The organism is Pseudomonas sp. NPDC087804 (genome assembly GCF_044742965.1).
Taxonomy (GTDB): domain Bacteria; phylum Pseudomonadota; class Gammaproteobacteria; order Pseudomonadales; family Pseudomonadaceae; genus Aquipseudomonas; species Aquipseudomonas rustica.
Genome location: NZ_JBIUVN010000014.1, coordinates 1 through 19,553 on the forward strand (window position 1 = coordinate 1; position 19,553 = coordinate 19,553).

Sequence of the window (19,553 nt, forward strand, 5' to 3'; positions counted from 1 at the left end):
CTTGCTAAGTAGGTGGGCTAGGCGATGTTGCGCCAGTCGATCCATGAATCTAGATCGGCCAGTTGCAGCCAGTCCGGGTCGCACCCGAGGGTGTCGACAAAACATTGCCGGGCCAGCTGCGGCATGTTGTTCTTGCTGCTCAGATGAGCCAGGACAAGGTGTTGCAAGCCCTGCCAGCCCAACTCGGACACCAGGAAAGCCGCCTGATGGTTGTTCAAATGTCCCAGCTCGCCGCCCACCCGCTGCTTGAGAAAGTACGGGTAGTGCCCACGGGCCAGCATGTCACGACAATGGTTGGACTCGATCATCAACGCATCGAGATCCCGATAACCGTCCAGCACCCGCTCGCAGTAAGAACCCAGATCGGTCAGCAGGCCGAAGCGCCGCTGCTCTTGATCACTGAAGACATACTGGGTCGGTTCCTGCGCATCGTGGGCCACGGCAATGACCCCGATGTTCAGTGCGCCGATCTGCAGTTGCTCGCCGCCGGCCAGCAAGCCTGCGGGTTCAATCGGTTTGCGCATCCCGCGCAGTGTGCCGCGACTGAGGTAGACCGGCAGATTGTAGCGCCGAGACAGTAAACCCACGCCATGCACGTGGTCGGCATGTTCGTGGGTTACGAGTATCGCGCTCAGTTGCGCCGGGTTCACACCCAGGCGCAACAGGCGTTTTTCGGTTTCCCGCAGGGAAAAACCACAATCCACCAGCACATACGTATCAGCACTGGCGATCAGCGTGCCGTTCCCTTGGCTACCGCTGCCGAGAACGGCAAAACGCATGGTTGATCAGCCCAGGTTGTCCTGAATCACGCTCAGCACTTTACGCGCCACTTCAGCCGGCGCGACGGTGTTGATGTTTTTCTCGACGGTGACCTGAATGTTCTCGCCAACCTTGCTCAGGCGAACCTGATAACGCTCGGCACGGGATTCAACTTCTTCCTTGGTCGGCGCACTGCCGAACAGGCTGCTGAAGAAACCAGGCTTGTCGTCTTTCTTCTCGGCTTTTTCGGCCAGGTTGATGTAGTACAGACCGAGGCTGCGGTTGATGTCTTCAACGCGCCATTCGCCTTGTTCCAGTGCACGGCCAACGCTCGACCAGGCACGATCCAGATCAGTACCGACGTTCAACACCGGGTTGCCGCTGCCGTCTTCGCTGAGGCTGACGCGGCTCGGCGTATCGAAATCACGCGACGCCAGCATCGACACCGAACCGCCCTTCTCGGAGATTCGGCTCATGCTCGCGAGCATGTCGTCGACCAGCGCGGCGTCCAGGCCAGTGTTGACCGAGCGGTTGGTGAAATCGACATCGGCGGTGCTGCCGGCAGGACGCTCGGCGCTGACCACGTAGATTTCACTGGTGTTGCGCTGCACGCCTGGCTCGATGCGCACACGGACGCGGGTTTCGCTGTCGGTAGCGACGCCGGCCGCGCTCAGGCGCTTGGCCATCGACGCGGACAGCTCATCGGAATGCTGCCAGGTGGTGGTGAATTCGCCGGTTTGCGGACGCTGTTCATCCAGACGGAAACCGTTGTCCTGGAAGAATTGCACCGCCACTGGCCAGACTTCGGCCGGTGGATGCTGGGCCATGACCCAACGCGAATCGCCGCTCTTCTGCAGCGAGTAGTCGGTGGCATCGGCGATGGCCGACAGTGGCTGAGGACGTGGAACCACGTATTCGCCCTTGGCGGTGTCATCAGCGACGTTGCGCGGGATCGGCAGCAGCGGATCCAGACGCTTGGAGGTGCTGACATCCGGTGGCAGTTGCATCGGTGCAGTCTGTTGCGCTTCCAGGTAATCGCTACCACGGTCACGGAAATAACCTTCCGGGCCCCAGACCCATCCGCAGCCACTGGTGCTGGAGATAATCAAGGCAAGTGCGGAAAGTCCGGCCATTCGCTTCATGCGTTGTACTTCCTCAATTAAACCAGGACGCTGCACTGGCGCAGGGCCGAGCGCAGCGTTTCATGACAAGGTGTGCTCAGCCAGGTCAGCGGCAAGCGGATGCCTTCGTGCATCAGGCCCATTTCAACCAAAGCCCACTTCACCGGAATCGGGTTGGCTTCGATGAACAGGTCTTTGTGCAGCGGCATCAGTTTTTCGTTGATTGCCCGTGCGGTGTCGGCGTCGCCTTTCAGCGCGGCCTCACACAAATCGGCCATTTCGCGCGGCGCGACGTTGGCGGTCACGGAGATGTTGCCTTTGCCGCCCAGCAGGATCAGTTCAACGGCGGTTGGATCATCGCCGGACAGCACGATGAAATCTTTGCTCACACCATCGATGATCGCTTTGGCGCGTTTCAGATCGCCGGTGGCTTCCTTGATACCGATGATGTTCGGCACGGTGGACAGGCGAATCACGGTCTCGGCCTGCATGTCGCACGACGTGCGGCCCGGAACGTTGTAGAGAATCTGTGGAATGTCGACCGATTCAGCGATGTGCTTGAAGTGCTGGTACAAGCCTTCCTGAGTCGGCTTGTTGTAGTACGGAACGACCAGCAGGCAGGCATCGGCGCCGGCTTCTTTGGCGTTGCGGGTCAGCTCGACGGCTTCGCGGGTCGAGTTGGCGCCAGTGCCGGCGATGACCGGGATGCGCCCGGCAACCTGTTTGACCACGGCTTTGATGACGGCGATGTGTTCTTCTACATCAAGGGTTGCCGACTCGCCGGTAGTACCGACCGCGACAATGGCATGGGTGCCGTTCTTGAGATGGAAGTCCACGAGTTTGCTGAGGCTGTCCCAGTCAAGACGCCCTTGTGCATCCATGGGAGTGACCAGTGCCACCATACTGCCCGCAATCATGAAACCGCTCCTGCCGGAAAAAGAGAGCGGTAATGGTACTGGCGCCAAGATGCTTGCACAAGCGAAGTACTGCGCTGCCGCCATTCCCCTTGGCCGCGCTTTTCGCTACCCTTCAGACTTTGATCGGTACCGATCAGCTTGTACGCCGGGTTTCAGCCTCCCTTTTCGGCCTCCCAGACCCCGTTCCTGCGTCGCATCGACGCGCTCCCGCTATAGTGGAGCGAGCCGCGAGCGCTTGCCGGGTCTATTGCATGGACAGCCAGAACAGGCGCGCCCCGGCCACCAGCGTCCGTCACCTACCGACCGCTCATCGCTTTAGGAATGCTGCATGTCCACCCCCACAGTTCGCGAACAATTCCTTGTCATCAGTGCCCTCGGCGCCAACCCCATGGAGCTGACTAACGTCCTGTGCCGCGCCAGCCATGAAAATCGCTGCGCCGTGGTCACCTCCCGCCTGACTCGCCACGGCGAGTGCAGCGCGTTGATCCTCGAGATCACCGGCAGTTGGGACGCCCTCGCCCGCCTCGAAGGCAGTCTGCCGAGCCTGGCGAAGAAACACGCTTTCACCGCCAACGTGGTGCGCAGCGCGCCGCTGGAAAATCGTCCACAAGCCCTGCCGTACGTGGCTTATGTGAGTTCGGCGTATCGCCCGGACATCATCAATGAGCTGTGCCAGTTCTTCATGGATCACAACGTCGAGCTGGAAAACCTGACCTGCGACACGTATCAGGCGCCACAGACCGGCGGCACCATGCTCAACGCCACGTTCACCGTGACCCTGCCGGCAGGCACCCAGATCAGTTGGCTGCGCGACCAGTTCCTCGATTTCTCCGACGCGATGAACCTCGACGCACTGATCGAGCCTTGGCGCCCACAGAACCCAATGTAAGGAAGCTTTCATGGCCGTTGTCATCGACCAACCGGTTGCCGATTTCGAAGCACCTGCCACCAGCGGGCAGACCGTCAAGTTGTCTGCCCTCAAGGGCAAGCAAGTGGTGATCTACTTCTATCCGAAGGACAGCACCCCGGGCTGCACCACTCAAGGTCAGGGCTTTCGTGATCAACATGAAGCGTTCAAGGCTGCCAACACCGAAGTCTTCGGCATTTCGCGCGACAGCCTGAAGTCCCACGAGAACTTCAAGGGCAAGCAGGAATTTCCCTTCGAGTTGATCAGCGACAAGGACGAGGCGGTTTGCCAGTTGTTCGACGTGATCAAGTTGAAGAAGCTGTACGGCAAGGAATACCTGGGCGTTGATCGCAGCACCTTCCTGATTGATAAGGACGGTGTGCTGCGTCAGGAATGGCGCGGTGTGAAAGTGCCGGGGCATGTGGATGCTGTTCTGGCTGCTGCTCAGGAACTGAACAAGGCCTAAGATCAAAAGATCGCAGCCTGCGGCAGCTCCTACAGGAGTCGTGCCATCGCGAAATATGCGATCGGGAATCGAATCTGTAGGAGCTGCCGAAGGCTGCGATCTTTTGCTTTAAAGCAGCGGCGCCACCACCGGTTCCTTGCGCGGCCAGGCATCCAACACTGCCTTGAACAGCGTCGCCAGCGGAATCGCAAAAAACACCCCCCAGAATCCCCACAACCCGCCAAACAACAGCACCGCGCAAATAATCGCCACCGGGTGCAAGTTGACCGCCTCGGAAAACAGCAACGGCACCAGCACGTTGCCATCCAGTGTCTGAATGATCCCGTACACCGCCATCAAATAGATGAACTGATCGCTCCAGCCCCACTGGAACAACGCAATCAACAGCACCGGCACGGTGACCACCACCGCACCCACATACGGCACCACTACCGAAATCCCGACCAGCAACGCCAACAGCGCCGCGTAATTGAGCCCGAGCGCGACGAAAGCGATGTAGGTCACGCCACCACAGATCACGATCTCGATGACTTTGCCGCGAATGTAATTGGCGATCTGTCGGTTCATCTCCTGCGCGACCCGCGTAATCAACGCGCGCTCACGCGGCAGATAACCGCGCACCCACTGCCCGATCATCGCTCGGTCTTTAAGGAAGAAGAACACCAGAATCGGCACCAACACCAGATAGATCATGATGTTCACCAGCAGCGGCAGACTCGACAACGAGAACGTCAGCGCCCATTGCCCGAACTTGCCGATCTCGCCGCGCGCCGCTTCGATGGCTTGCAGCACTTGCTCGTCGGAGACCAGATGCGGATAGCGCTCCGGCAGCAACAGCAGCAGCGACTGCCATTTGGCGAGCATGCCCGGCAGTTCATTGAACAGCGTGATCAACTGATGCCAGAGCAGCGGCATGACCACGACAATAAACAGCATCAACACGCCCATAAACAGCGCAAACACCAAACCCACGGCCACGCCACCCGGCACGCGCAGGCGTTCGAGCGTGACCACCAGGCCCTGCATCAGATACGCCAGTACCATCCCCGCCAGCACCGGCGCGAGCATGCCGCCGAGGGTGAGCACGGCGGTGAAGGCAAGAATCAGCAACACTGCCAGCACCACGGCTTCTTCGTCGGAGAAGTAGCGCTGAATCCAGTCGCGTAACACTTTGAACATCAATAATCCTTAGGTTGTTTTACGCTGTCGGCTTCAGGCTTTTTTCAACCAGTAACGGTAAACGCCCGCGTCGTCTTCTTCGAGCAGCAGCGTATGACCGGCCAATTTGGCAAAGGTGCGGAAGTCGCGTTGCGAGCCGGCGTCGGTGGCGATCACCTTGAGCACCGCGCCGCTTTGCAGTTTATTCAATTCCATTTTCGCCTTGAGCAACGGCAACGGACAATTCAGGCCACTGGCGTCCAGTTCCACGTCATGGGCTACAGCGTCAGTCATTGCGTCACTCCGATCGAGATAGTCGAGCTGCCTAGAATATCTGGTCGCAGGCCCGGTGTCCGGCTACAGTAAGGTCTTTGTCTTCTAAGGCTTTGTGCATGACTTTTCTGCGCCCTACCCTGCTGACGCTCGCTTGCCTGCTCGCCTCACCAGGCTTTGCCGACGATCTGCCGTCACTCGGCGACGCCAGTTCTGCCATCGTCTCACCGCAACAGGAATACCAACTCGGCCGGGCCTGGCTGGCGATGTTGCGCAGCCAGGTCTCGCAGCTCAACGATCCGCAACTCAAGGACTACGTCGAGTCCAGCGTGTACAAACTGGTCGAGACCAGCCAGGTCACTGACCGACGCCTCGAATTCATTCTGATCAACAGCCCGCAGCTCAACGCCTTCGCGGCGCCGGGTGGCGTGGTCGGGGTCAACGGTGGTTTGTTCCTCAATGCCCAGACCGAGGGCGAATACGCTTCGGTACTGGCGCACGAATTGGCTCACTTGTCGCAACGCCACTTCGCTCGCGGCGTCGAAGCCTCGCAGCGCATGCAAGTGCCGATGATGGCCGCGCTGCTGGCCGGTATCGTCATTGCAGCGGCGGGCGGCGGTGATGCCGGAATCGCGGCCATCGCCGGCACCCAGGCAGCGGCGATTCAATCGCAACGCACGTTCTCGCGGCAGAACGAACAGGAAGCCGACCGCATCGGCATCCTCAATCTGGAAAAGGCCGGTTACGACCCACGCTCGATGCCGACCATGTTCGAACGCTTGATGCGTCAGTACCGTTTCGATGCAAAACCACCAGAATTTCTGCTGACTCACCCGGTGACAGAATCGCGTATCGCCGACACCCGCAACCGCGCCGAACAGGCGAAACCGGGCGGCATCGAAGACACCATGCGCTATCAACTGATTCGTGCACGCGTGCAGTTGATCTACGAAGAAACCCCGGGCCTTGGCGCCAAGCGTTTCCGCGCGCAGCTGGATGAGAACCCGAAAAACGATGTGGCGCGCTACGGTCTGGCCATCGCGCAGATCAAGGGTGGCCAACTCAATGAAGCGCGCGAGAACCTGAAACAACTGCTGGCCAAATCGCCGAACGAGATCATCTACAACCTCGCGCAGGTCGATCTGGACATCACCAACAATCGTCTGCCTGACGCACAGTCGCGTGTCGACCGCATGCTCACGCAGTATCCGGGCAACTATCCGCTGAATCAGGTGCGTGTCGATTTGCTGTTGAAGCAGAATCGCTCTGCCGATGCCGAGAAAGCACTGGAAGGTCTGTTGAAATCGCGGCCGAACGATCCGGACGTCTGGTACCAAGTTGCCGAGACCCGTGGTTTGTCGGGCAACATCATCGGTTTGCATCAGGCTCGCGCCGAATACTTCGCGCTGGTTGGCGATTACCGTCAGGCGATCCAGCAACTCGACTTTGCCAAGCGCAAGGCCGGCAACAACTTCCCGTTGTCGTCACGCATCGATGCCCGTCAGCGCGAGCTGATGGAGCAGGAACGCATGATCAAGGACATGATGGGCTGAGTTTTATCCAGCAACACAAAATCTTCTGACACAAAAAAACCGCCTCTTTCGAGGCGGTTTCTTTTTCACCTTGCCGCTGGTTTATTCAGCCAGTTTGAAGGTGATGAAGCTCGCACGACCCTGACGCAGAACGCGCATCGACACCGAGCGATTCTTCGGCAGCGCTTTGGCGATTTCGCCGAACTCCTTGGTGGAGCCGATGGCCTGGTTGTTCAGGTGCGTGATGACGTCACCCGGTTGCAGACCGATCAGGGCAGCTGGGCCGTCCTGCACTTCCTTGATCACCACACCACCTTTGAGGTCGTAGGTTTTCTTCTGCTCGGCGGTCAGCTCGCCCACGGCAACACCGAGACGGTTGCTGGTGGTTTCAGCGCCAGACTTCGGCAGTGCATCCAGTTCTTTGTCTTCGTCCGGGATGGCGCCAACAGTCAGTTCGACGTTCTTGCGCTTGCCTTCACGAATCACTTCCAGATTGGCTTTGGCGCCAGCCTTCAGTGCGCCAACCAGGTGCGGCAGGTCAGCGGACATAACGATCGGCTGACCGTTCATGCTCAGAATCACGTCGCCGACTTGCAGGCCGCCCTTGGCTGCCGGGCCGTCATCCTGAATCTGTGCAACCAGCGCACCGGCCGGTTTCTCCAGACCGAACGACTCGGCCAGATCCTTGTTCACTTCCTGGATGACCACACCCAACCAGCCACGGCTGACCTTGCCGCCGCTTTTCAGCTGATTGGAAACATCCATCGCCACATCGATCGGGATGGCGAACGACACGCCCATGAAGCCACCGGAACGGGTGTAGATCTGCGAGTTGATGCCGACCACTTCACCGTTCAGGTTGAACAGCGGGCCACCGGAGTTGCCCGGGTTGATCGGCACGTCGGTCTGGATAAATGGCACGTAGTTTTCGTTCGGCAGACTGCGGCCGACGGCGCTGACGATGCCTTGGGTCACGGTGTGGTCAAAGCCGAATGGCGAACCGATCGCGACAACCCACTGGCCGGCTTTCAGATCCTGGGATTTGCCGAGTTTGAGTACTGGCAGGTCTTTGCCTTCGATTTTCAGCAGGGCCACGTCGGAACGCGGGTCGGTGCCGATCAGCTTGGCTTTCATTTCGCTGCGATCAGCCAGACGCACGAGAATTTCGTCTGCATCAGCGATCACATGGTTGTTGGTCAGGATGTAGCCATCCGGGGAAATGATGAAGCCTGAACCCAGCGACTGCGCTTCACGCTGACGACCGCCACCGCCCGGCGAGCGCTGCTGAGGCGGCATGCCGCGCTCGAAGAACTCGCGCAGCATCGGCGGCAAGCCTTCCAGATCCGGCATCTGTTGGTTCACTTTGCGATCCGGCAGTTTCTGCGTGGTACTGATGTTCACCACGGCCGGCGACGCTTGTTCGACCAGTTGCGTGAAGTCCGGCAGGTCGGCTGCTTGTGCAGCAGGCACCGCCTGACCGAGCAATAGCACGGTGGCAAAAATGGACAGATAAGATTTCAAGCTAGGTATCGACATACAGCTCCCGTTACGACGAGCAGGTTTAAGCGATATGGAACAAGAATCACCGGCAACCACAGGCTGGCGCTTTTATTCCAGGAACAACTACAAGGCCAGAGCCGTGAGGCTCTGACCTATAAAAAATTTTCGGGTTATTTGCAAATGAAAATGCTCAGCAAACATTTCATCTCCGTCTCGACGAAGAAGTGGTAGTGACTGGAATCAGCTCACTGCTTGCTGGTGGCGGCACTGTCGTTTCGCATCGACAAGGCGATCCGTTCGGCGGTGCCGATTGGAATCTCGCCAACCACGGTCACCATCATTTCGCCTTCGGGTGTGGTCAGGCGACGGGAAACGGCAACGGTCGGGCCCAGTTGAGTCCGGGTGTCGGTGACGGTCGCGCCGTTCAACGGTTCAAGGAACACCGAAAAACGTGCCAGGCCATCGTCATACATCAGGCTGTTGACCTGTGTTTTGGTTTGCGGATCTTTGTGCGAGGTGCTGCTGGTCAGTTCGAAACCGGGCGGCAACCAGTCCGAACGCCAGACCTGGGCGGTCTTGACGGCGGAGGCCTTGTCGCTGTCCAGCGTCACAGCCTTGCAACCGGCATCGGCTTGCAAGTCTTTGTCGGACGGGACTTCGTCGGTATCGAGACTGGTGAACTGGAAACGTTCGAGCAACTGACCCTTGTCATTCAACAGCAATGACTTGAGCGGCAGGCCCGTCTGCTTATCCAGATGCAATTCAAAACCGTAACGGTGCTGGTCACGAGGCGTCAGTGAAACAATCACTGCATCGCGACCGGCCACGCGCGACTTGCCGATGACAGCAAGGTCATACCAGTTTTTCAGCTTTTTAGGATCCAGGGCACGAGCGGTCGAGTTGGGAGAATCCCCCAGCCCCGCGATTAGGGTGCCGCTGACGCATTGAGTGTGTCCATCAATGCGCACGACCTCCTGAGCCGAGCCGTCGAGCTGAAGCAAACGCTCGCGGACTTGACCGTTCTGGACGCGATGCCAGATGTTATGGGTAGAAAAACTACCGTTACGCTCGTAAACAAAAGTACCGTGAAAGCTTTGCTGCTGCTCGGCCTGGCCCAGACGGGTCAACCAGTCCTGGGCCTCATCGGCATGGGCTGGAACAATGAACCAGCCACTGAGCAGAAGCGAAAGTAGAGGTATGGCGCGCATGATCCTCCTTAACGGTTTTCCAGGCTTGCGGCACGTGCGTATGGCAGCGCGCTTTCAGTACCTTTCAATGCAGCCTGCTGAGCGTGCTGACGCAGGTAACCTGGCAGACGCTGATCGTGCCAGCCTGGCTGACCTTGCAGTACGCCGTTGGCCATAGGGCCAGTGGCTTCCGAGCTCTCGCTGTAGCCTGCCAGAACAGCCGGGCCTTTCACCTGAGGGGTGGCCAGGGTTGTCTGGTTGCTTTGCTGAGCCAGTTCCACACCAGCGATTTCGTCCTGGTTGTACAGGCGAACACCGGCCAGAACGGCAACAGTTACCGAGGCTGCAACAGCCAGACGGCCAAGGTTGCGCCATGGGCTGCGGGATACTTTGGCCGGAGCCGTTTCGTCTTCCAGCGCAGCAGACACTGCCGCAGCGATGTCCAGACGTGGCAGCAGCAGATCCTTGTGCATGGCTGCCCGAGCGATCTGGTAACGAGCCCAGGTCTCACGGGTTTCGACGTCATCAAGTGCATTAATCACTCGACGCAATTCCAGTTCGTCCGCTTCGTTATCCATCACTGCGGACAGCGATTCCTGCAGGGCTTCACGACTCATGGCGTTCCTCTCTTGGCTATCGCCGCTGTCTCAGTTTTCCTGCAACAACGGCTGCAGGGCTTTATCGATGGCCTCCCGAGCGCGGAAAATCCGGGAGCGCACGGTACCCACCGGACACTGCATGACGCTCGCAATGTCCTCGTAACTCAGACCATCGAATTCACGTAAAGTTAACGCCGTACGCAAATCCTCTGGCAGTTGCTGGATGGTTCGATGGACGGTGCCTTCGATCTCATCCCGCAGCAACGCACGTTCTGGTGATTCGAGATCCTTGAGGCCGTGATCGCCGTCGTAGAACTCCGCATCCTCTGAACTTACATCGCTATCCGGCGGCCGACGGCCGCGAGAAACCAGGTAGTTCTTTGCCGTGTTAATGGCAATACGGTACAGCCACGTATAAAACGCACTGTCGCCGCGAAAGTTTCCAAGTGCTCGATACGCCTTGATAAAGGCTTCCTGAGCCACGTCCTGGGCTTCATGGGTGTCGTGCACAAAACGCACGATCAACCCGAGAATCTTGTGCTGATATTTCAGCACCAACAGATCGAAAGCTCGCTTGTCGCCGCGTTGAACGCGCTCGACCAGCTGCTGATCCTCTTCCTGGGTTAGCATGAACACTCCTCGATAAGCCCGAAGGAGACTTGCATAACTAAACGACCAGACTTGCAAACATAGACTCGGGCTTTTCGCAAAAGTTCTCCCCCTCCAGGCAAGTTTCCTGCGGGCTCTGATTTGGCACGCACGAAAAACGCAGCACGGGATGAACCGGCTGCGCGAATAATCTTGTTATCGGTTTCGCCGGGCAGGAATCCAACCGCAGATTCCGCACTGAAGCCGACACGTCCCTTGTTTCTGGCACCGACTATTGATCTTGGGCCTTTGGCAAAAGTTCCAATTATTTATAGCCGTACCCACCCGACATTGGGCAACCCTGGGCGGAAAAAGGCTGTTTCAGCGCCGATACAGTCGTCTTTTCCCAAAACCGGCGAAAAAAACTTCCGACGAAGCACCCGGTTTTTCCCGTCACAGTAGTTTCACAATGCCATATAGGCCCGGCTATTGTGCCGCCCCACCCCTCTATATACTAGTGGGCTGTGTGGCTGACTTGACTCGCCGATCCAGGCGAATCGCGCCACCCCCGACCCGGGTCGCTTTGAGCGGAATCCTGTAATGAGCCAACAATTCCAACATGATGTTCTGGTCATTGGCAGCGGCGCTGCCGGTTTGAGTCTCGCGCTGACCCTGCCGGGTCATTTGCGCATTGCCGTATTGAGCAAAGGCGATCTAGCCAACGGTTCGACCTTCTGGGCCCAGGGTGGCGTTGCCGCCGTGCTGGACGATACCGATACTGTCGAATCCCACGTCGACGACACCCTGAATGCTGGCGGTGGTCTGTGCCACGAAGACGCCGTGCGTTTCACCGTCGAACACAGCCGTGAAGCCATTCAGTGGCTGATTGACCAAGGTGTGCCATTCACCCGCGACGAACAGTCCGGCACTGAAGACGGTGGATTTGAATTTCACCTGACCCGCGAAGGCGGCCACAGCCATCGACGCATCATTCATGCCGCCGATGCCACCGGCGCCGCCATCTTCAAAACCTTACTGGCCCAAGCCAAAGAGCGTTCGAACATCGAACTGCTCGAACAGCGCGTTGCCGTTGATCTGATTACCGAACGCCGCTTGGGCATGGAAGGCGATCGTTGCCTCGGCGCCTATGTGCTGAACCGCAAGACTGGCGAAGTCGACACCTACGGCGCACGATTCGTGATCCTCGCGTCGGGCGGCGCCGCCAAGGTCTACCTCTATACCAGCAACCCCGATGGCGCTTGCGGCGACGGCATCGCCATGGCCTGGCGTTCGGGCTGCCGCGTGGCGAATCTGGAATTCAACCAGTTTCACCCAACCTGCCTGTATCACCCGCAAGCGAAAAGCTTCCTTATTACCGAAGCCCTGCGTGGCGAAGGCGCCCATCTGAAGCTGCCCAACGGCGAACGCTTCATGTATCGCTTCGACAAGCGCGCCGAACTGGCCCCGCGCGACATCGTCGCCCGCGCCATCGACCATGAAATGAAGCGTCTGGGCGTCGACTGCGTTTATCTCGACATCAGCCACAAACCCGAAGAATTCATCAAAAGCCACTTCCCGACTGTTTATGAGCGCTGCCTCGGTTTCGGCATCGACATCACTAAACAGCCCATCCCGGTCGTCCCCGCCGCGCATTACACCTGTGGCGGCGTGATGGTCGATCAGCAAGGCCGCACCGATGTGCCGGGTTTGTATGCGATCGGCGAAACCAGTTTCACCGGCCTGCACGGCGCCAACCGCATGGCCAGCAACTCGCTGCTGGAGTGCTTCGTCTATGCCCGTTCGGCGGCGGCGGACATTCTTGCGCAACTCGACGATATCGATGCGCCAAGCGCCCTGCCCGTCTGGGACGCCAGCCAGGTCACCGACTCCGACGAAGACGTGATCATTGCGCACAACTGGGATGAGCTGCGCCGGTTCATGTGGGACTACGTCGGCATCGTGCGCACCAACAAGCGCTTGCAACGGGCGCAGCACCGCGTGCGTTTGCTGCTGGACGAGATCGACGAGTTCTACAGCAACTATAAAGTCAGCCGCGACCTGATCGAGCTGCGCAATCTGGCGCAAGTGGCGGAATTGATGATCAGCTCAGCCATGGAGCGCAAGGAAAGTCGCGGTCTGCATTACACCCTCGACTACCCGAACCTGCTGCCCGAAGCACTCGACACTATTCTGATACCGCCCACCTACGCCGGCTGAACTTGAGCCGCACTCGCAGGCGTCGATGCATATCGGCGACCTGCGAATCTCGCGGCACACAGATCGATCTGACCCGCCACTCGCCGCGTAAACGAAAGCGCAGCACCACGATCAATGGCAGCGCCAGACTGTCCGGGCGCAGTTGCACCGCTTGCCAGCCATCCGCACGATTCCACAATTGCCAGCCATCGGCATCACGGCGCAATCCGCAGAATGCTGTTGGATGGCTGAGCAAAATCTGCCGTGGCACCACCCAAACACCATGCAGCAGACAAGCAGAAGCCCCGAGCAGACTTGCCCAGAGTGGAATAGATAGAAGAAACAAAGCACCCAGTGCGAACGCCTGGGCCAACAGATACGCCGCCAGCAACTGCCGTGAGGCATGCCAGCGGCATTCGAACGTATTACTTGGGCTGGACACGATCCAGGATCATGCGAACCATGCGCTGCAGTTCCGGATCTTCAGACTCGCTGCGCTCCATGAACCAGCCGAACATGTCCTGATCCTCGCACGTCAGCAGACGCACATACAGATCGCGATCCACCTGATTCAACGTCGCGTAGACCTCCTTCACGAACGGCACCAGCAACACGTCAAGCTCAAGCATGCCGCGACGGCTGTGCCAAAAGAGGCGATTCAGTTCAACTTGTTCGACCATGGGGCCCTCCTCAAATTTGGCGGCAAGTATACAGCCCCCAAGCGGGTCGCACAGTCGGCTTTGGTCGGGCACCACCGATCCTTTATCAACTACCCATTTCAACAACGCACCCTTATGATGTGCCCCAGACTTTTTACCCTGCGAAGACCCATGGCCGATTCTGCTTTTTTCTGCACCCTGTCTCATGAAGGCGTTCTCGCGGTTCGCGGCGCGGATGCCGGAAAATTCCTGCAAGGCCAGCTGACCTGCAACCTCAATTACCTCAGTGACACCAAGGCCAGCCTTGGCGCGCGCTGCACGCAGAAAGGCCGGATGCAGTCGAGTTTCCGCATTCTGCTCGAAGGTGACGGCGTGGTGCTGGCGATGGCCAGTGAGTTGCTCGAGCCGCAATTGGCCGATCTGAAAAAATACGCGGTGTTCTCCAAATCGAAACTGAACGACGAAAGCGCCGCCTGGGTGCGTTTTGGTCTGGCGCACGCTGACGCTACCCTGAGCAGCCTTGGTCTGGACTTGCCGGCAGAAACCGACAGTGTCGTGCGCAACGAAGGGTTGATTGCGATTCGCGTCTCGCCGGATCGCGCCGAACTGTGGGTACCGGCCGATCAAGCCGATGCGATCAAATCCAGACTGTCCGCCGCACTGCCAGAAGCCGCGTTGAATCAATGGCTGCTGGGCCAGATCCGTGCCGGTATCGGTCAGGTCATGCCGAGCACGCGCGAGCTGTTCATTCCGCAGATGCTCAATCTGCAAGCCGTCGGTGGCGTAAGCTTCAAGAAAGGCTGCTACACCGGCCAGGAAATCGTCGCGCGCATGCAGTACCTCGGCAAACTCAAACGTCGCCTGTATCGCTTGAGCCTAGACGCGAGCGAACTGCCAGAGCCTGGCACACAGCTGTTCGCGCCGAGCCACAACAGCTCCATCGGTGAAGTGGTGCTGGCCGCCAACGCCGAGCAAAACATTGAACTCCTGGCGGTGCTGCAGGCCGAAGCTGCCGAAGCGGGCGATCTGCATCTGGGCAGCCTTGAAGGGCCTGCATTGCAAGTGCTCGATTTGCCCTACGAACTGGATCGCGACCGCGAAATCCAGCGTTGATCGCAGCCTGGTTGCAACACCCTAGAGAGTCCAAATGAGCGAACTGGCGGAAAAGGTCCAACGGGATTTGGTTGAGGCCATCGATAACGATGACCTGGTTCTGCCAACGTTGCCGGAAGTGGCCCTGCAAATTCGCAAGGCTGCCGAAGATCCGGAAATCAGTGTCAGCGACCTGAGCAAAGTCATCGGTCGCGACACCGCGCTGTCGGCGCGCCTGATCAAAGTGGTCAACAGCCCGCTACTGCGCGCCGCGCAGGAAGTCACCGACCTGCACACCGCGATCACGCGGCTGGGCATCAACTACAGCAGCAACCTGGCGATCGGTCTGGTGATGGAGCAGATTTTCCACGCCCGCTCCGAGGTGGTCGAACAGAAAATGCGTGAAGTCTGGCGTAGCAGTCTGGAGATCGCCGGGGTCAGCTACGCGCTGTGCCGCCGTTACACCCAGCTCAAGCCGGATCAAGCGGCGCTGGGCGGGCTGGTGCATCAGATTGGTGTGCTGCCAATTCTGACTTACGCCGAAGATCACTACGAGTTGCTGTCGGATCCGGTCAGCCTCAACCATGTGATCGACCGCATTCATCCGTTGCTCGGTGACAAATTGCTGCGGGTCTGGGAGTTTCCGGAACGGCTGGTGGAATTGCCGGGGCGTTATCAGGATTTCAAACGCGATTCGACGCAGATTGATTATGTCGATCTGGTGCAGGTGGCGAATCTGCATTGCCGTAAAAGCACCGATCATCCGTTTGCGCGGATTGATCTGACGACTGTGCCGGCGTTCAGGAAGTTGGGGATAGATCCGGAGAACAGAGCGCTGTGCGTGGATCTGGAAGAATCGCGGTCGATGTTTTACTGATCTGAAACCTTGGTGAAGCCATCGCGAGCAGGCTCACTCCTACAGGAGACCGCATTCCAATGTAGGAGTGAGCCTGCTCGCGAAGAGGCCATCAAAGGCGTCGCAATCACCCGGCAACAAAACTGACCCGCACCTTCAACCCCGCCTCCTCGCCATCATGCAGACTGATCTGCGCCAGATGCGCCCGGCAAATCTCGCCGACAATCGCCAGTCCCAACCCTGACCCGGCCACCTGCTGATTACGCCGGTAAAACCGTTCAAACACCCGATCACGCTCTTCCAGCGGAATCCCCGGTCCGTCGTCTTCAACCTCAAGCACTGCCGGCGCTGTCACGCGCAGAATCACATTGCCGCCCGGCGGTGTGTGCGCCAAGGCGTTATCCACCAGATTGCTCAGCAACTCGTTGAGCAACGTCGGCTCACCGCGCAACCACACCGGCTCGTCCGCTTCCAATGCCAACGCAACACCGCGTTTGTGCGCCAGCGGCGCCATGGCCATGCCCAACTCTCGCGCCAACTGGCTAAGGTCGAGTAACTGCGCGCCACCCTCGGCAATCGCCCGCGCGCCGTTTTCAACACGTGCCAGCGACAGCAACTGGTTGGCCAAATGAGTCAGGCGATCGGTGCTTTGCGCTGAAGATTCCAACGTCGTGCGCCACGTCTCGGGTTCGTTCGAGCGCAGCCCCAACTCAAGTCGCGCCTTTAATGCGGCCAACGGTGTGCGCAACTCATGCGCGGCATCGGCAATGAACTGCGCCTGACGCTCGAACTGCACGCGCAACCGCTCGGTGAAATGGTTGAGCCCGCGCACCAAAGGCCACAACTCATGCTGCACTTCCACCAGCGGCAATGGCCGCAAATCATCGGGCTGACGCTCTTCCACCGCCGTGCGCAAACGCTCCAGCGGGCGCAACGCCGCACTGACGGCGAACCAGACGAGCAGCAACGCGCCAATCGCCAACATGCCCAGACGCAGCAACGTATCGGCGGCAAGACTGCGCGCCATGCTCACGCGCGCCTCGTCGGTTTCGGCGACACGGATTTCCGCCATGCCGTTCATGTTCGGTTCGGTAACGGCTTTCAGCAGGCTGACCACGCGAACGTTTTGGCCCTTGTAAGTGGCGTTGTAAAAACGTGCCAGCGCCGGATAACTATCAGTTCGAGGCGTGCCCGGTGGCGGGCCGGGCAGATTTTCGTAACCGGAAATCAGCTTCTGATGGATGTCGTTGACCTGGTAATAGATACGCCCGGCGCTGTCGTAGGCGAAGGTATCGAGGGCCACGTAAGGCACATCGGCACTGAGGCTGCCATCGCGTTGCGACAACCCTGCGGCGATGGTGCGCGCCGAGGCCAGCAGCGTGCGGTCGTAGGCAGTGTCGGCGGCTTCGCGACCATTCCAGTACGCGCTCAATCCGCTGGCGAGCATCAAAACCACCAGCAACAGAGCGAGGTTCCACAGCAACCGCCAGCGCAGGCTGCTGGGCTTATGCATCACGGCTTTCCAGCAGGTAACCGAGGCCGCGGAAGGTGACGATCGCTACGGGTTGACCATCCAGTTTTTTGCGCAAGCGATGCACGTAGATTTCGATGGCGTCGGGGCTGGCTTCTTCGTCGAGACCGAACACCTGCGCGGCCAGTTGCTCCTTGCTCATCACGCGGCCCGGTCGGGCGATCAGCGCTTCCAGTACGGCTTGCTCGCGGGAGGTCAGCGTCAGCAATTCTTCGCCGAGGCTGAAGCGTCGTGTGTCGAGATCATAGGCCAGCACACCGCAGCGCTGCTGGCGTTCGCCGCCGAGCACACTGCGGCGCAACAAGGCTTTGACCCGCGCCTCCAGCTCTGTCAGTTCGAACGGTTTGGCGAGGTAATCGTCAGCGCCGAGATTGAGGCCGTGCACGCGATCTTTCACATCACTGCGCGCGGTCAGCATCAGCACCGGCAGGTTTTTGCCGCGTGCGCGCAACCGCGCCAGCACTTCAAAACCGTCCATGCGCGGCAGGCCGACATCGAGGATCGCCACGGCGTACTCCTCGCTGCTCAAGGCCAGATCAGCGGCCACGCCATCGTGCAACACGTCCACGGTCAGACCGGTGCTCTTGAGCGCCTGGGCAACACTTTCGGCCAGTTGCAGATGGTCTTCGACGAGCAGGACACGCATGGATTTTTACCTCGTTCAGGGATGGCCGACGCCACTCTTTGCCGCGGAGTTTACAGCCGCAACCGCCGCTGTGAAGCCCGAAAACCGTGAAAGTCAGCTGAAAGGTTAGTGAAAGGTTAGCCGGTTAGAGTCGGCCCACGGACAGTCCCGACTGCCGTCGCTGCTGCCACACAGCGATACGAAAAACGCCACGAAGCGTTTTCGACCAATAAGAACAATAAACGGAGTACACCCGCATGCCGTCCATGCAGCCTCAGGCGTCCACGCCTGTTCGCCCTTCCCGTTTCAGCCACACCGCCCTCGCCAGTGCCGCCGCCCTTGCCGGTTTTTCGCCGCTGAGTTTTGCCGACTTCATTGAAGACAGCAGCGCCACCTTCGAAACCCGCAACATGTATTTCAACCGCGACTTCCGCGATGGCACCAGCGCCCAGCAATCCAAGCGTGACGAATGGGCCCAGGGTTTCATGCTCAATCTGCAATCGGGATACACCGATGGCACCGTCGGTTTTGGTGTCGATGCGCTGGGCATGCTCGGCGTCAAACTCGATTCCAGCCCGGATCGCACCGGCACCGGCCTGCTGCCGACCCACGATGACGGACGCGCGGCGGACGAATACTCCAAGCTCGGCCTGACCGGCAAAGTGAAAATCTCCGCCACCGAACTGAAAATCGGCAGCCTGATTCCTGAGCTGCCGATTCTCAAACCGAACGACGGACGCATCCTGCCGCAGACGTTTGAAGGCGGTTTGCTGACCTCCAAAGAGATCAAAAACCTGACCTTCACCGGTGGCCGACTGGAGAAAGCCAAGGATCGCGACAGCACCGATTTCGAGGACATTGCCCTCAACAACAAGAACAGCCGTTTCGCCGGTACCGCTGCCGGCAAGCACTTCGACTTTGGCGGCGTCGATTACAAGTTCACCGACAAGATCACCGGCAGTTACCACTTCGCGCAACTCGACGAAGTCTACAACCAGCACTTCTTCGGCCTGGTCGCCTCGCGGCCGATGGGCCCGGGCACGTTCGCCACTGATCTGCGTTTCGCCGTCAGTGATGATCAGGGCGCGGCCCGTGGTGGCGAGATCGACAACCGCTCGCTCAACGGTCTGGTCAGCTATGCACTGAGCGGCCACAAGTTCAGCGCCGGTTATCAACACATGTCCGGCGATAGCGCGTTCCCGTATGTCGATGGCAGCGATCCATACCTGGTCAACTTCGTGCAGATCAACGACTTCGCCGGCGCGGAAGAACGCTCCTGGCAGGCACGTTACGACTTCGACTTCGCCAAACTCGGCATCCCCGGCCTGACCTTCATGAGCCGCTACTTGAGCGGTGACAACATCAAGCTCAAGACCGGCGAGGAAGGCAAAGAGTGGGAGCGCAACACCGAGATCAAATATGTAGTACAAAGCGGCGCTTTGAAGGATGTCGCCGTGCGTTTGAGGAATGCCACTTACCGTTCCAATTACTCGGCTCGCGATGCAGACGAAGTGCGTTTGTTGGTGAGCTATAGCGTTGCTCTTTGGTAATTGATTGAAATGCCTTGGCGCTGTGATCGGAAGATCA

20 protein-coding genes are annotated in these 19,553 nt (G+C 59.0%); 7 read left to right on the forward strand and 13 right to left on the reverse strand.

The features are described 5' to 3' along the window. Positions 1-17 precede the first annotated feature (17 nt). Genes ACIOMO_RS17645 through dapA form a run of 3 tightly spaced genes read right to left on the reverse strand, consistent with a single transcriptional unit; the run spans position 18 to position 2,797 of the window. Complete coding sequence (locus ACIOMO_RS17645) at positions 18-779, reverse strand: MBL fold metallo-hydrolase (RefSeq protein WP_401242449.1); 762 nt, start codon at positions 777-779, stop codon at positions 18-20. Between the two features lie 6 nt (positions 780-785). Beyond that, entirely contained in the window at positions 786-1,901 is a 1,116-nt protein-coding gene (gene bamC / locus ACIOMO_RS17650; RefSeq protein ID WP_053118076.1) for an outer membrane protein assembly factor BamC, read from the reverse strand. 17 nt (positions 1,902-1,918) lie between these two features. After that, positions 1,919-2,797, reverse strand: a complete 879-nt coding sequence (gene dapA / locus ACIOMO_RS17655) for a 4-hydroxy-tetrahydrodipicolinate synthase (protein WP_007911392.1) — start codon at positions 2,795-2,797, stop codon at positions 1,919-1,921. Positions 2,798-3,125: 328 nt separating this feature from the next. On the opposite strand from dapA, the gene ACIOMO_RS17660 reads away from it, so the two are divergent. Further along, positions 3,126-3,686, forward strand: coding sequence for a glycine cleavage system protein R (locus ACIOMO_RS17660; protein ID WP_053118073.1), 561 nt, complete (start codon positions 3,126-3,128; stop codon positions 3,684-3,686). 10 nt (positions 3,687-3,696) lie between these two features. Then, positions 3,697-4,170: a peroxiredoxin gene (locus ACIOMO_RS17665; protein ID WP_159814175.1), complete on the forward strand. Its 474-nt coding sequence runs from the start codon at positions 3,697-3,699 to the stop codon at positions 4,168-4,170. A gap of 108 nt (positions 4,171-4,278) precedes the next feature. Here ACIOMO_RS17665 and ACIOMO_RS17670 read toward each other — a convergent pair whose 3' ends face one another. Next, a complete protein-coding gene (locus tag ACIOMO_RS17670) occupies positions 4,279-5,349 on the reverse strand; it encodes an AI-2E family transporter (RefSeq protein ID WP_401242454.1) in 1,071 nt (356 codons plus the stop codon). Between the two features lie 33 nt (positions 5,350-5,382). Next, positions 5,383-5,622: a sulfurtransferase TusA family protein gene (locus ACIOMO_RS17675; RefSeq protein WP_134178123.1), complete on the reverse strand. Its 240-nt coding sequence runs from the start codon at positions 5,620-5,622 to the stop codon at positions 5,383-5,385. Positions 5,623-5,720: 98 nt separating this feature from the next. On the opposite strand from ACIOMO_RS17675, the gene ACIOMO_RS17680 reads away from it, so the two are divergent. After that, positions 5,721-7,154 (forward strand): M48 family metalloprotease, encoded by a 1,434-nt coding sequence (locus ACIOMO_RS17680; protein ID WP_053118065.1) that lies wholly within the window; start codon positions 5,721-5,723, stop codon positions 7,152-7,154. A gap of 81 nt (positions 7,155-7,235) precedes the next feature. On the opposite strand, the gene ACIOMO_RS17685 is transcribed toward ACIOMO_RS17680, so the two are convergent. From ACIOMO_RS17685 to rpoE, 4 genes are all read right to left on the reverse strand, one after another. Continuing rightward, the gene (locus ACIOMO_RS17685) at positions 7,236-8,669 is read right to left on the reverse strand and encodes a DegQ family serine endoprotease (RefSeq protein ID WP_212545212.1); all 1,434 of its coding nucleotides are present in this window, start codon (positions 8,667-8,669) and stop codon (positions 7,236-7,238) included. A gap of 209 nt (positions 8,670-8,878) precedes the next feature. Next, complete coding sequence (locus tag ACIOMO_RS17690; protein ID WP_053118061.1) at positions 8,879-9,841, reverse strand: MucB/RseB C-terminal domain-containing protein; 963 nt, start codon at positions 9,839-9,841, stop codon at positions 8,879-8,881. Between the two features lie 8 nt (positions 9,842-9,849). After that, positions 9,850-10,437: a sigma-E factor negative regulatory protein gene (locus tag ACIOMO_RS17695; RefSeq protein WP_053118059.1), complete on the reverse strand. Its 588-nt coding sequence runs from the start codon at positions 10,435-10,437 to the stop codon at positions 9,850-9,852. A 30-nt stretch (positions 10,438-10,467) separates the two neighbouring features. Continuing rightward, entirely contained in the window at positions 10,468-11,049 is a 582-nt protein-coding gene (gene rpoE / locus ACIOMO_RS17700) for an RNA polymerase sigma factor RpoE (RefSeq protein ID WP_003172477.1), read from the reverse strand. Between the two features lie 558 nt (positions 11,050-11,607). Here rpoE and nadB point away from each other — a divergent pair. Continuing rightward, on the forward strand, positions 11,608-13,224 hold the full coding sequence (gene nadB, locus ACIOMO_RS17705) for an L-aspartate oxidase (protein ID WP_053118057.1): 1,617 nt from the start codon (positions 11,608-11,610) through the stop codon (positions 13,222-13,224). Here nadB and ACIOMO_RS17710 read toward each other — a convergent pair. Both ACIOMO_RS17710 and ACIOMO_RS17715 read right to left on the reverse strand, forming a co-directional pair. Continuing rightward, entirely contained in the window at positions 13,193-13,645 is a 453-nt protein-coding gene (locus ACIOMO_RS17710; protein WP_401242461.1) for a protein YgfX, read from the reverse strand. The genes nadB and ACIOMO_RS17710 overlap by 32 nt on opposite strands. Next, on the reverse strand, positions 13,629-13,883 hold the full coding sequence (locus ACIOMO_RS17715) for a succinate dehydrogenase assembly factor 2 (RefSeq protein ID WP_053118052.1): 255 nt from the start codon (positions 13,881-13,883) through the stop codon (positions 13,629-13,631). Before ACIOMO_RS17715 ends, ACIOMO_RS17710 begins: the two co-directional genes overlap by 17 nt. A gap of 150 nt (positions 13,884-14,033) precedes the next feature. Between ACIOMO_RS17715 and ACIOMO_RS17720 the strand changes: the two genes are divergently transcribed. Further along, positions 14,034-14,975: a YgfZ/GcvT domain-containing protein gene (locus ACIOMO_RS17720; protein ID WP_401242464.1), complete on the forward strand. Its 942-nt coding sequence runs from the start codon at positions 14,034-14,036 to the stop codon at positions 14,973-14,975. A 34-nt stretch (positions 14,976-15,009) separates the two neighbouring features. Then, positions 15,010-15,831, forward strand: a complete 822-nt coding sequence (locus ACIOMO_RS17725) for an HDOD domain-containing protein (RefSeq protein ID WP_053118049.1) — start codon at positions 15,010-15,012, stop codon at positions 15,829-15,831. Positions 15,832-15,937: 106 nt separating this feature from the next. Here the strand turns inward: ACIOMO_RS17725 and ACIOMO_RS17730 are convergent, their stop codons facing one another. Together ACIOMO_RS17730 and ACIOMO_RS17735 are read right to left on the reverse strand one after the other, a co-directional pair. Then, positions 15,938-17,323 (reverse strand): sensor histidine kinase, encoded by a 1,386-nt coding sequence (locus ACIOMO_RS17730; RefSeq protein ID WP_282355984.1) that lies wholly within the window; start codon positions 17,321-17,323, stop codon positions 15,938-15,940. Next, positions 17,316-17,987, reverse strand: coding sequence for a response regulator (locus ACIOMO_RS17735; RefSeq protein WP_053118046.1), 672 nt, complete (start codon positions 17,985-17,987; stop codon positions 17,316-17,318). The genes ACIOMO_RS17730 and ACIOMO_RS17735 overlap by 8 nt, the downstream gene beginning before the upstream one ends. 236 nt (positions 17,988-18,223) lie before the next feature. Between ACIOMO_RS17735 and ACIOMO_RS17740 the strand changes: the two genes are divergently transcribed. After that, positions 18,224-19,516 (forward strand): OprD family porin, encoded by a 1,293-nt coding sequence (locus tag ACIOMO_RS17740; RefSeq protein WP_400750421.1) that lies wholly within the window; start codon positions 18,224-18,226, stop codon positions 19,514-19,516. The last annotated feature ends 37 nt before the right edge of the window (positions 19,517-19,553 follow it).

What these genes read in the sequence shown, in the direction of transcription:
- ACIOMO_RS17645 (WP_401242449.1), bottom strand. Translation starts at nt 779, where the DNA reads ATGCGTTTTGCCGTTCTCGGCAGCGGTAGCCAAGGGAACGGCACGCTG.
- bamC (WP_053118076.1), bottom strand. Translation starts at nt 1,901, where the DNA reads ATGAAGCGAATGGCCGGACTTTCCGCACTTGCCTTGATTATCTCCAGC.
- dapA (WP_007911392.1), bottom strand. Translation starts at nt 2,797, where the DNA reads ATGATTGCGGGCAGTATGGTGGCACTGGTCACTCCCATGGATGCACAA.
- ACIOMO_RS17660 (WP_053118073.1), top strand. Translation starts at nt 3,126, where the DNA reads ATGTCCACCCCCACAGTTCGCGAACAATTCCTTGTCATCAGTGCCCTC.
- ACIOMO_RS17665 (WP_159814175.1), top strand. Translation starts at nt 3,697, where the DNA reads ATGGCCGTTGTCATCGACCAACCGGTTGCCGATTTCGAAGCACCTGCC.
- ACIOMO_RS17670 (WP_401242454.1), bottom strand. Translation starts at nt 5,349, where the DNA reads ATGTTCAAAGTGTTACGCGACTGGATTCAGCGCTACTTCTCCGACGAA.
- ACIOMO_RS17675 (WP_134178123.1), bottom strand. Translation starts at nt 5,622, where the DNA reads ATGACTGACGCTGTAGCCCATGACGTGGAACTGGACGCCAGTGGCCTG.
- ACIOMO_RS17680 (WP_053118065.1), top strand. Translation starts at nt 5,721, where the DNA reads ATGACTTTTCTGCGCCCTACCCTGCTGACGCTCGCTTGCCTGCTCGCC.
- ACIOMO_RS17685 (WP_212545212.1), bottom strand. Translation starts at nt 8,669, where the DNA reads ATGTCGATACCTAGCTTGAAATCTTATCTGTCCATTTTTGCCACCGTG.
- ACIOMO_RS17690 (WP_053118061.1), bottom strand. Translation starts at nt 9,841, where the DNA reads ATGCGCGCCATACCTCTACTTTCGCTTCTGCTCAGTGGCTGGTTCATT.
- ACIOMO_RS17695 (WP_053118059.1), bottom strand. Translation starts at nt 10,437, where the DNA reads ATGAGTCGTGAAGCCCTGCAGGAATCGCTGTCCGCAGTGATGGATAAC.
- rpoE (WP_003172477.1), bottom strand. Translation starts at nt 11,049, where the DNA reads ATGCTAACCCAGGAAGAGGATCAGCAGCTGGTCGAGCGCGTTCAACGC.
- nadB (WP_053118057.1), top strand. Translation starts at nt 11,608, where the DNA reads ATGAGCCAACAATTCCAACATGATGTTCTGGTCATTGGCAGCGGCGCT.
- ACIOMO_RS17715 (WP_053118052.1), bottom strand. Translation starts at nt 13,883, where the DNA reads ATGGTCGAACAAGTTGAACTGAATCGCCTCTTTTGGCACAGCCGTCGC.
- ACIOMO_RS17720 (WP_401242464.1), top strand. Translation starts at nt 14,034, where the DNA reads ATGGCCGATTCTGCTTTTTTCTGCACCCTGTCTCATGAAGGCGTTCTC.
- ACIOMO_RS17725 (WP_053118049.1), top strand. Translation starts at nt 15,010, where the DNA reads ATGAGCGAACTGGCGGAAAAGGTCCAACGGGATTTGGTTGAGGCCATC.
- ACIOMO_RS17730 (WP_282355984.1), bottom strand. Translation starts at nt 17,323, where the DNA reads ATGCATAAGCCCAGCAGCCTGCGCTGGCGGTTGCTGTGGAACCTCGCT.
- ACIOMO_RS17735 (WP_053118046.1), bottom strand. Translation starts at nt 17,987, where the DNA reads ATGCGTGTCCTGCTCGTCGAAGACCATCTGCAACTGGCCGAAAGTGTT.
- ACIOMO_RS17740 (WP_400750421.1), top strand. Translation starts at nt 18,224, where the DNA reads ATGCCGTCCATGCAGCCTCAGGCGTCCACGCCTGTTCGCCCTTCCCGT.